At 67.3% G+C, this 11112-nt stretch carries 9 protein-coding genes; 8 read left to right on the top strand and 1 reads right to left on the bottom strand.

Annotation, left to right across the window (positions count from 1 at the left end; translation table 11 throughout):
- Nucleotide 1: 1 nt before the first annotated feature.
- Nucleotides 2–1105: an ABC transporter permease gene (locus O6P39_RS12630; protein WP_275611663.1), complete on the top strand. Its 1104-nt coding sequence runs from the start codon at nt 2–4 to the stop codon at nt 1103–1105.
- Nucleotides 1106–1115: 10 nt separating this feature from the next.
- On the top strand, nt 1116–2615 hold the full coding sequence (locus O6P39_RS12625) for an efflux transporter outer membrane subunit (RefSeq protein ID WP_275611662.1): 1500 nt from the start codon (nt 1116–1118) through the stop codon (nt 2613–2615).
- On the opposite strand, the gene O6P39_RS12620 is transcribed toward O6P39_RS12625, so the two are convergent.
- Nucleotides 2612–3235 carry a DUF4157 domain-containing protein gene (locus O6P39_RS12620; protein ID WP_275611661.1) on the bottom strand — a complete coding sequence of 208 codons (624 nt, stop codon included), beginning with the start codon at nt 3233–3235 and terminating at the stop codon, nt 2612–2614. The two genes, O6P39_RS12625 and O6P39_RS12620, sit on opposite strands and share 4 nt — an antisense overlap.
- A 272-nt stretch (nt 3236–3507) precedes the next feature.
- Between O6P39_RS12620 and O6P39_RS12615 the strand changes: the two genes are divergently transcribed.
- The 6 genes from O6P39_RS12615 (at nt 3508) to imuA (ending at nt 11105) form a co-directional block, all read left to right on the top strand.
- Nucleotides 3508–3924 (top strand): SgcJ/EcaC family oxidoreductase, encoded by a 417-nt coding sequence (locus O6P39_RS12615; RefSeq protein WP_275611660.1) that lies wholly within the window; start codon nt 3508–3510, stop codon nt 3922–3924.
- Entirely contained in the window at nt 3921–4406 is a 486-nt protein-coding gene (locus tag O6P39_RS12610) for an ATP-binding protein (RefSeq protein ID WP_275611659.1), read from the top strand. Before O6P39_RS12615 ends, O6P39_RS12610 begins: the two co-directional genes overlap by 4 nt.
- Before the next feature lie 39 nt (nt 4407–4445).
- On the top strand, nt 4446–5384 hold the full coding sequence (locus O6P39_RS12605; protein ID WP_275611658.1) for a class I SAM-dependent methyltransferase: 939 nt from the start codon (nt 4446–4448) through the stop codon (nt 5382–5384).
- Nucleotides 5385–5522: 138 nt separating this feature from the next.
- Nucleotides 5523–7172: a VRR-NUC domain-containing protein gene (locus tag O6P39_RS12600; RefSeq protein WP_275611657.1), complete on the top strand. Its 1650-nt coding sequence runs from the start codon at nt 5523–5525 to the stop codon at nt 7170–7172.
- Nucleotides 7169–9484 carry an ATP-dependent DNA helicase gene (locus tag O6P39_RS12595; RefSeq protein WP_275611656.1) on the top strand — a complete coding sequence of 772 codons (2316 nt, stop codon included), beginning with the start codon at nt 7169–7171 and terminating at the stop codon, nt 9482–9484. The genes O6P39_RS12600 and O6P39_RS12595 overlap by 4 nt, the downstream gene beginning before the upstream one ends.
- Before the next feature lie 1006 nt (nt 9485–10490).
- Complete coding sequence (imuA, locus tag O6P39_RS12590; RefSeq protein ID WP_275611655.1) at nt 10491–11105, top strand: translesion DNA synthesis-associated protein ImuA; 615 nt, start codon at nt 10491–10493, stop codon at nt 11103–11105.
- Nucleotides 11106–11112 lie beyond the last annotated feature (7 nt).

The raw sequence follows: 11112 nt of genomic DNA, 5'->3' as shown, positions 1-11112 counted from the left end.
GATGGAATTCTTCTGGCGCATCCTCAACCTCTGGCGCAAGGAACTGCTGGTGATCCTCAAGGACCCGGCCAACCGCATCGTGCTGGTGGTGCCGGTGCTGCTGCAGAGCGTGCTGTTCGGCTACGCGGTAACCTTCGACCTCAACGACGCGCCCTACGCCCTGCTCGACCTCAGCAACGGTGAGGCGTCCCGCGAGCTCGCCTCGCGCCTGGACGGCAGCGGCATCTTCCACCGGGTGGCGACCCTCACGCGGGTGGAGGAAATCCAGGCGGTGATCGACGAGCAGAAGGCGCTGCTGGTGGTGCACATCCCTTCCGACTTCCAGACCCGCCTGGCCCAGGGCGACCCGGCACCGATCCAGGTCATCCTCGACGGGCGCAACTCCAACACCGCCGGTTCCGCCGCCGCGGGGCTGGCCAGCATCGTGGTCGACTTCAACCGCAGCCGGGGCCTGGCGGCACCACCGCTGAGCGTGGTCAGCCGCGCCTGGTACAACCCCAACCTGGAAACCCGCTGGCCGCTGATCCCGGCGCTGATCGCCACCCTGAGCATGATGCAGACGCTGATGCTCACTGCCCTCTCGGTGGCCCGCGAGCGCGAACAGGGCACCTTCGACCAGCTCCTGGTGACGCCCTACACGCCGCTGGAAATCATGCTCGGCAAGGCCATACCGCCGACTCTGATCGGCCTGGCCCAGGCCAGCCTGGTGCTGCTGATGGCGCTGTTCTGGTTCCGCATCCCCATGGCCGGCTCGCTGCTGGACCTGTACGGCGGGCTGGCGGTGTTCACCATCGCCTGCGTCGGGCTGGGCATGTCGATTTCCGCCATCTCGCTGAACATGCAGCAGGCGATGCTCTACACCTTCGTGCTGATCATGCCGCTGACGCTGCTCTCCGGCCTCGCCACGCCGGTGCGCAACATGCCGGAGTTCCTGCAGATCGTGACCTACGCCAACCCGCTGCGCTTCGGCATCGACCTGATCCAGCGCGTCTACCTGGAAGGCGCCAGCCTCGCCAGCGTGTCGTTCAACCTCATCCCCATGCTGGTGGTGGCGGCCGTCACCCTGCCACTCGCCTCGTGGCTGTTCCGCCACCGCCTGACGTGAGAGAAACGCCATGAAACATTCCCTCACTCCCCTCGCCTGCTGCCTGATCCTGCTCGGCGGCTGCGCCGTCGGCCCTGACTATGAAACGCCGCAGACCAAGAGCCCGGCCAGCTGGCAGGCCGCCCACTCCGGCGAAGCGGCGCTTGCGCCCAGCGCCGGCACCACCCAACTCGCCGAGGACTGGTGGACGCTGTTCAACGACCCGGTGCTGAACAACCTGCAGCGCCGCGCCGACAAGGCCAGCCCCGACCTCAACACCGCCGTGCTGCGCTTCGCCCAGAGCCGCATGCAGCGGCAGATGGTGGCGTCCCAGCGCGGCGTGGACGTCAACGCCTCGGCGGCAGTCAATCGCCAGCGCATGAGCGAGAACGGCGCCAACGCGCTGATGATCCAGCGCATCGCCCCCGGCGCGAACAGCGAGCAGATCAGCAAGGTTCTCGCCGAGCCCTTCACCCTCTACCAGGCCGGCTTCGACGCCTCCTGGGAGCCGGACCTGTGGGGCCGCATCCGCCGCTCCATCGAGTCCGCCGACGCCAGCGTGGCAGCGCAGGCGGCGATGCTCGACGAAGTGCGCCTGGGCGTCGCCGCGGAACTGTCCCGCGCCTACTTCGAGCTGCGCGGCGTGCAGCAGCAGATTGCGGTGACGCGCCAGGACCTGGCCGCCACCGAGGAAACCCTGCAACTGATCCAGGTGCGCGCCGATGGCGGCCTGGTGGACGACTTCGACGTCGAACGCCAGCGCAGCCAACTGGCCGACCTGCGCTCGCGCCTGCCGCAACTGCTGGCCAGCGAAAGCGCGGCGATCAACCAGATCGGCGTGCTGATCGGCGCCGAACCCGGCAGCCTGCGCGACGAACTCAAACCGGTTGCGCAGACCGAGCCGCAGACGCCGGACCTCAGCCTCGGCCTGCCCTCCGAACTGGCCCGACGCCGCCCGGACATCCGCGCCGCCGAAGCCCAGCTGCATGCCGCCACGGCCAATATCGGCGTGGCCGTGGCCGATCTCTACCCCGCCATCCGCCTGGGGGCGCGCTTCGGCTTCGAATCCACCGAGGACGGCCATATCAGCGACTGGGGCAGCCGCACCTGGAGCGTCGGCCCGAGCCTCTCCGTGCCGATCTTCGACAATGGCCGGCGGCGCTCCAGCATCAACCTGCGCAAGCTGGAACAGCAGGAAGCCGCCGTGGCCTACCAGCAGACCGTGCTCAAGGCCTGGCAGGAAGTCGACGACAGCCTCAGCCAGTACGGCGCCGAACGCCAGCGCAACCGCCAGTTGCAGGACAAGCAGCGCAGCGCCGACATCGCCTATGGCATGGCCAAGGCGCGCTACGCCGGCGGGATGACCGACTTCCTGGTGGAGCTGGACGCCCAGCGCGCCTACCTGCAATCGCGCCGCGACCTGGTGGACAGCGATACCCAGCTGCGCCTGACCCTGATCGCCCTGTGCAAGGCGCTTGGCGGCGGTACGCCGGTGCCGGAAGCCGCCGCCGGGGAGTCCGCGAGCCGCTAGTGCTGCGCGGCGGCCGTCTGCTGGCTGTCGCGCAGGTCCTTGGCTACCTTGCGCTGCATCGCGTAGGCCGGCGACTCCACGGCATCGTAGTCATCGCTGTAGCGGCTGGCGAAGCCCTGTACGCCCCACTCCTGGAACTGCTTCACGTGCCACAGTTCGTGGGCCCAGAGGGCGACGTCCTTCTGCGCGTCTTCCTCGCGGCGGAAGACGATCACGTCCACCAGGGTGACGGCCTCGGTGTCGGGGTTCTGCATCATGGTCTGGGCGGCGTTCAGCTCATCCAGCGCGCCGGTGGAATAGCGCGCCGCCATCAGCACCTCGTCGGGGAAATAGGCCTGCAGCTGCGCGCGGATTTCCAGCGGGATCGGCTGGGTGCCGCCCTGCTCCGCCTGGTCGCGGGACTGCTGCAGCCAGACGCCCAGCGCCTGGCCGGCCATCTTGCGGGTGTCGGCGATCACCGGGCCGAGCACGGCGCCCAGGTCCGGCAGGCAGACGCAGGTATCCAGGCAGACCTGCCGCTGCCCCTGGGGACAGGTAACGGCTGGGGTTTCGACGGACACGACCAACCCGGCGAGCAGCGCCAGGGCGCGCAGGATGCGGGTCGGGATGAGGGATGGCATGGGGTGCTCCGCTACAACGTGGAGATAGGCATGGCGGTTTGACCACGGCGGGGCGCGATCATGCCATGCCGCCAGCAAAAAAAGACGCTGGCGCGACGTATGAAACTTCTGCTAGCTTCTGAGCCCATGAATGCCGCCAACCGCACCTTCCAGCAGATTATTACCACCATCGCTCCGATGGTGGGTTAGCGCATTCAAGCGAACAACCAAACCCGCCTCCCGGCGGGTTTTTTAATGCCCGCCGTCCGAGGTTCCCTGACCAGGAGACACCGATGGAACCGGCATTCCCCCCTACTCTTTCCCAGGATCTGCACCCCCTGCAAACGCTCATCCAGGCCGCCGACGAAGCCATCGGCCGCGAGGATTTCGACGCGCTGCTGGCGTTCTACACCGACGACGCACTGCTGGTGGTCAAGCCCGGCCTGCTGGCGCGGGGCAAGGAGCAGATCCGCCGCGCCTTCGCCGCCATCGCCGAACACTTCGGGCACAAGCTGCGGGTGCGCCAGGGCCGCCTGGAAATCCTCGAAACCGGCGACACCGCGCTGGTGGTCGCGCAAACCCTGCTGGACACCAGCCACGGCAAGCTGACCCGCCGCGCCACCTACGTCTTCCGCCGCGAAGCCGACGGCGCCTGGCGTTGCGCCGTGGACAACTCCTACGGTACCGACCTGTTGGAGGCTACGACATGAGTACGGGCACATTGCACCTGCTGTGTGGCAAGGCGGCGTCGGGCAAATCCTGCCTGGCGCGGCAATTGGCCGAGGCGCCGGGCACCGTGATGCTGGCCGAGGAACAATGGCTGGCCGAGCTCTTCCCCTGGGGCATCAGCAACCCGGACGACTACCAGCTCTACGCCCGCCGCGTGCGCAAGGTCATGGGGCCGCACGTGGTCGGCCTGTTGCGCGCCGGCACCAGCGTGGTGCTGGACATCCCCGCCAACACCCTGGCTGACCGCCGCTGGCTGATCGACCTGGCGCAGCAGGCCGGCGCCGGGCACTGCCTGCATTTCCTCGACATCGACCCGGACACCTGCCGCAACCGCCTGCTCGCCCGCCACGCCCTGGCACCGCTGGCCGCACCGCTGGACCCGGCCGGCTACGAGGCGCTCAATCGTTTCTTCGTCGCCCCGCGTCCGGAGGAAAAACTGCGGGTGCAGCGCCATGGCGCCTGAGCGCGTAGAATCGCCGCCCCGATTGGAAAGACCCAGACAATGAACACCGAAGCCATCGCCACCCTGCGCGAGCAACTGCTCACCGCCCTGAACCCCGCCCCCGTGGAAACCCGCCGTCTGTTCCACGGCCGCGGCCGGCGCTGGCCGGGCCTGGAGCAGGTGACCGCCGACTGGCTGGAAGGCGTGCTGCTGGTGTCGCTGTTCCGCGAACCGGCCGAGGACGAACTGGCGGCGCTGCGGGCGATGCTGCTGGAACTGGCGCAAGGCGCAACCTGGCGCGCCACCGGCGCCCGCAGCCTGATGCTGCAACACCGCTACACCCTGGAAAGCACCATGGAAGTGCTGTTCGGCGAAGCCTTCGACGGCTGGCAGATCACCGAACACGGCCTGCGCTACCAACTGGACCTGGGCCGCAAGCAGAACAACGGCCTGTTCCTCGACATGCGCTACGGCCGCCAATGGGTGCAGGCCAACGCCGAAGGTCTGCGCGTGCTCAACCTGTTCGCCTACACCTGCGGCTTCTCCGTGGCGGCAATTGCCGGCGGCGCGCAGAAGGTGGTCAACCTCGACATGGCCCGCGCCGCGCTGAGCCGAGGCCGCGACAACCACCGCCTGAACGGCCACGACCTGTCCAAGGTGAGCTTCCTCGACCACGACCTGTTCAAGTCCTGGGGCAAGGTGAAGAAATCCGGCCCGTACGACCTGATCATCATCGATCCGCCGAGCTTCCAGAAAGGCAGCTTCGTCCTCGACAAGGACTACGCCCGCGTTCTGCGCCGCCTGCCGGAGCTGCTGGACGGCGCCGGCACCGTGCTGGCCTGCGTGAATGACCCGGCGGTGGGCGTCGACTTCGTCCTCCAGGGCATGGCCGCCGAGGCGCCACAGCTGCGCTTCGTCGAGCGCCTGGAAAACCCGCCGGAATTCGCCGATATCGAGGAAGATAGCGGCCTGAAGGCGCTGGTGTTTCGCCTCGATTGATCCGCCGTCCGGGCACGGTCCTACAGCCATCCTGAAAACCCAGCGCAAGGCATCTCCCGATAAAAGGCCGCCACAACCCTTGCGGCCAAGCCCCCATCACGCCATCCTTGGCACTGTATGTAAAACCAGTGCCCGCCAATGCCTGCGCCGCTCGACCCCAGCCTCTACTACCTGACCAACTTCCACCGCGCCCTCGACTGGATCGACGAACGCTACGCCGACCTGCTCGACGCCGAGGAAGCCCGGTTCATCGCCGATTTCCGCGCGCTGCCGCTGCCGTCGCGGGCGCTGCTGGTGCGGCTGGTCATGCGCAAGGGCCCGCACTTTCGCGCCGGCAAGCTGAGCTATGCCGAGATCGGCGACATTCCCGCGGCCGCCGCGCCACTCCTGGAACTGGGCTGGCTGGACGATACCTACCCGCTCGCACTGGAAGAACTGCTGCCACTGCTGCTCAAGGACGAACTGCTCGCCCGCTTCCGCGATGACCTGCCACGCAGCACCCTGAAGAAGGCCGAGCTGTACGAGCACCTGCACGCCTACCACGAGCAAGTGCAGCCGTTCGGAACCTGGTATCCGGACCTCGACCAGCTCTACACCCTGATACTGACGCCGCTTTGCGACCGCCTGCGCCTGCTGTTCTTCGGCAACCTGCAGCAGGACTGGTCCGAGTTCGTCCTCGCCGACCTGGGCATCTTCCGCTACGAAACCGTCCCTTTCACTGCCGATTCCCGCGCCTTCCGCCGCCGCGACGACCTGGAAGCCTACATCCACCTGTGGAACGGCGCCGTCCGCTTCGAAACAGGCGAACCCATCGCCGACCTGCTGGCCGAACTGGGCGATTTCCGCAGCGACAATCCCTACCTGCAAGCGCGTCACGGTCGCCTGCTGTACCGCATGGCCTACCAGCTGGAGCGCGACGGCGAACTGGACGCCGCATTAGCGCTGTACCGGCGCACCGCTGCCGGAGGTTCGCGGCAGCGGCAGATCCGCGTGCTGGAACGCCTGCAGCGCTTCGAGGAAGCCCACGCACTGGTGCAGGCCGCGCTGGCCGCGCCGGAAAGCGATAGCGAGCTGCAACTGGTGGAGCGCGCGCTGACTCGGCTGGTCCGCCAGCTCGGCCTGCCGAAGGAAAAGACCGCCAAACCGACGCCGCCGCTGCGCATCGACCTGGAGCTGCCGCGCCCGGACGTCGACGTCGAGTTCGCCGTGCAGGCCGTACTCCATGAGGACGAAGCACCGGTGCACTACGTGGAGAACGCGCTGATCTGCAGCCTGTTCGGCCTGCTCTGCTGGGAAGTGATCTTCGCCCCGCTGCCCGGCGCCTTCTTCCACCCCTTCCAGGCTGGGCCGAGCGACCTGTACCGCGGCGACTTCGTCAGCCGTCGTGCTGAAGCCTTCGCCGCGCGCCTGGCGCTGCTGGACAGCGACGCCTATCTGACGGCGATCCGCGACACCTACGCCGCCAAGTTCGGCATCCTCTCACCCTTCGTGCACTGGGAATTGCTCGACGAGAACCTGCTGGACCAGGCCCTATACTGCCTGCCGGCCGCGCACCTGAAGCTGTGGTTCGAACGCCTGCTGGCCGATCCCAAGGCCAACCGCGCCGGCATGCCCGACCTGATCCAGTTCTGGCCCGATGAGGCCCGCTACCGGATGATCGAAGTGAAAGGCCCGGGTGATCGCCTGCAGGACAATCAGAAGCGCTGGCTGGCCTTCTGCGCCGAGCACGGCATGCCGGTGGAAGTCTGTTACGTGCGCTGGCAGGGCGAGACGGAAGAGGCCCAATGAGCTACGCCATCGCCGTGCGCGCGCTGTGCGAATTCACCGCCAAGGAAGGTGACCTCGACCTGCGTTTCACCCCCGCCCCAACCGCCCAGGAAGGCATGGCCGGGCACGCCATGGTGGTCTCCCGGCGCGGCCTGGGCTACATCGCCGAACTGCCGCTGCGCGGCGAATATCCGGGGCTGGTAGTCAGCGGCCGCGCCGACGGCTACGACCCGGACGCCCACCTGCTGGAAGAGATCAAGACCCACCGCGGCGACGTCGCGCGCATCCCGCAGAACCACCGCCTGCTGCACTGGGCGCAGGTGAAGGTGTACGGCTGGCTGCTGTGCCAGACGCTGGAGATCGACGCCATCGACTTGGCCGTCGTCTACTTCAACGTCATCACCCAGAAGGAAACGGTATTCCGCGAGCGCTTCGCCGCCGAGGACCTGCGCGCCTTCTTCGAGCTGCAGTGCAGCCGCTTCGTGCAATGGGCCGAGCAGGAAAGCGCGCACCGCGTCGAGCGCGACCAGGGCCTGGAAGCGCTGCGTTTCCCCTACGCCGACTTCCGCCAGGGCCAACGCATGCTTGCCGAATCGGTCTACCGCGCCGCCCGCGACGGCCAGACGCTGATGGCCCAGGCCACCACCGGCATCGGCAAGACCCTCGGCACCCTGTTCCCGCAGCTCAAGGCCTTCCCCGGACAGAAGCTGGACCGGCTGTTCTTCCTCACCGCCAAGACGCCGGGCCGGCGCCTGGCCCTCGACGCCCTGGCGACCCTGCGCCAACAGGACGCCGGCCAGCCGCTGCGGGTGCTGGAACACGTCGCTCGCGACAAGGCCTGCGAGCACCCGGACAAACCCTGCCACGGCGACTCCTGCCCGCTGGCCAAGGGTTTCTACGACCGCCTGCCCGCCGCCCGCGAAGCCGCGCTCAAGCACCGCTGGCTGACCCAGGAAGCCTTGCGCGACGTAGCGCTGGAGCACCAGGTCTGCCCCTACTACCTGAGCCAGGAACTGTGCCGCTGGGCCGACGTGGTGGTGTGCGACTACAACTACTACTTCGACATGACCGCCCTGCTCTACGGCCTCACCCTGCTCAACGACTGGAAGGTCACGCTGCTGGTGGACGAGGCGCACAACCTCATCGAGCGTGGGCGCGGCATGTACAGCGCCGAGCTGGACCAGTCCGAGTTCAACGCCCTGCGCAAGGTCGCCCCGGCCGGCCTGAAAGGCGTGCTGGAGCGCGTCGGCCGGCACTGGAACCAGATGCACCGCGACCAGGAGGTCGACTACCAGATCTACCCGACGGTGCCCGACCTGTTCATCGCCGCGCTGCAGAAGGCCGTCAGCGCCATCACCGACCACCTCACCGACCAGCCCACCGGCAACGAGGCCGAACTGCTGCGCTTCTACCTCGACGCCATGCTGTTCTGCCGGCTGGCCGAGGCCTACGGGCCGCACTCGCTGTTCGACATCACCCGCCATGACGGCAGTGGCCAGCGCACACTGTCCACGCTGTGCCTGCGCAACGTGGTGCCGGCGCCTTTCCTCGAACCGCGCTTTGAAGCCGCGCATAGCAGCACGCTGTTCTCCGCCACGCTGAACCCGGCGAACTATTACGCGGACCTGCTCGGCCTGCCGGAAGACACCACCTGGCGCGAGGTGGAATCGCCCTTCCGCGCCGAGCAGCTGGAAGTCCACGCACTGAGCAACCTCTCCACCCGCTACCAGCACCGCGAGGCCAGCCTCGCACCGATCAGCACCCTGATGGCCCGCCAATTCCGCGCCCGCCCCGGCAACTACCTGGCCTTCTTCAGCAGTTACGCCTATCTGCAACAGGCGCTGGAGCGCTTCGCCGCCGAACACCCGGACATCCCCCGCTGGGTGCAGTCGCGGAGCATGAACGAGATCGAGCGCCAGGCCTTCCTCGACCGCTTCACCCCACACTCGCAGGGCATCGGCTTCGCCGTCCTCGGCGGCGCGTTCGGCGAAGGCATCGACCTGCCCGGTGATCGCTTGATCGGCGCCTTCATCGCCACCTTGGGCCTGCCGCAGGTGAACGAGGTCAACGAGGAGATCAAGCAGCGCATGCAGGGCATGTTCGGCGACGGCTATGACTACACCTACCTGTTCCCCGGCCTGCAGAAGGTCGTCCAGGCGGCCGGGCGGGTGATCCGTACGCCGACGGATTCGGGGGTGATCTATCTGCTGGACGACCGCTTCAATCAACCGGCGGTGAGGCGGTTGCTGCCGAGCTGGTGGAAGACGCAGCGGCTGAAGTTCGTGGCCGATCCGCCGAGGCCGAAGGAGCCGCAGGGGTTTCTGTTGTTGTAGGAACGGACTTTGTCCGCGCGGCTTTTGGGTTTAGTGTTCTGCGCCGCTTCCGCGTGTGCTGCGAGATTTTATTTCGCCCCCTCGGGCGAGTCCCTTTTGGAGCCCCAAAAGGAACCAAAAGGGCTCGTCCCGACATCCGGGTCTTCGCTTCGCTCAGACTGCCCTCCTTCCGGTATCGCTCCGAGGGTCGGCGTAGAAGGGCCATCCATGGCCCTCTACGCCTCTCGCGGCATCCATGCCGCTCGCCCCTCTGCGCAATACCTCCACTCGGCCTCCTGACGGGACTCTGCGCGCGCCTGGAACTTTGGCTGCTTCATGCTGGATCGCTCTTCGTAGGATGGCGTAGAGCGAAGCGAAACCCATCACGGCGGATAACGCTGCGCGCTATTCACCCTACAGGTGTTCATCCTGCAACGTGGGTGCTGTGGCAAGCCTTCGCGGACAAGGGCTAGGTGCCCCCGTCTCTCCTACGGGAGCACAGCTCCGCTCTGGCTCTGGCTTTAAAGACTTCCAGAGAAACCTCCGCACGCACCGGAACGCCCCTTCAGGAGGCCGAGTGGAATCGGAGTTTCAGGGGTTGAGCGGCATGGATGCCGCGAGAGCGTCGTTGGACCATGGATGGCCCGTCGACGCGGGCCCCTGAAACTTCGATGGAGCGAGGGAACCCCGGCGAAGCCGGGGCCGGATGATGGGGCAGAGACCTTTGCCTACTTTGCGTCGTTTGGCAAAGTAGGTCGCCCGAGGGGGCGAAACAAAATCTATCAACACATGCCAAAGCGGCGCAGAAACACCCAGACAAAAACAAAAATCATCGCGGACAAAGTCCTCCACTCCTACGGAAAGCCCCCACGCCCCGATCAACCACCATTGACGGCACCATTCCACTGGATAAACTGTATATCCATACAGTTATTTCCGAGCCCCCCATGCGATACCCGCCCATCCTCCTCCCCCGGCCCACCCGTCGGGCACATGACCGTCGCCGCTCGCCGGCCGGGAGGCCGTGATGGGCAGTGTGGTCGCACTCGATACCCTGTTCCATCAGCGCCAGGTCTGGAAAGGCCAGCCCCAGGGCCTGCCACCCAGCCAGCAGCCTACCGGTCACGCCGTGCTGGACGCAGCCCTGCCCACCGGCGGCTGGCCGGAAGCGGCACTCAGCGAAATCCTCCTGGCCCAGGAAGGCACCGGCGAACTGCAACTGGTCTGGCCGACCCTCGCACGACTCAGCAAGGCCGGCGAACGCATCGTGCTGGTGGCCCCACCCCACATCCCCTACCCGGCCGCATGGCAGGGCGCCGGGGTTGTACTGGATCAGCTCGCCATCGTGAAAGCCTCCGGCCGCGATGCCCTCTGGGCCACCGAGCAATGCCTGCGTTCGGGCAGCTGCGGCGCCGTGTTGTGCTGGCCGCAGCAGGCCGACGACCGCACCCTGCGCCGCCTGCAGGTGGCCGCCGAAACCGGGCAGACCCTGGCCATCGCCTACCGCTCGCAGCGCGAGGCGCTAAACCCATCCCCGGCCGCATTGCGCCTGGCGCTGGACGCCACCCCCGCGCAGTTGCGTGTGCTCAAGTGCCGGGGCGGCCTGGCGCCGGCGCGGCCCATCCCGTTGCCCTGGCACTGAGGCCGTC

The sequence above is a fragment of the Pseudomonas sp. PSE14 genome (assembly GCF_029203285.1).
Classification (GTDB): domain Bacteria; phylum Pseudomonadota; class Gammaproteobacteria; order Pseudomonadales; family Pseudomonadaceae; genus Pseudomonas.
The sequence above is the reverse complement of the archived record's forward strand: the minus strand, read 5'-3'. Positions and strand labels throughout refer to the sequence as shown.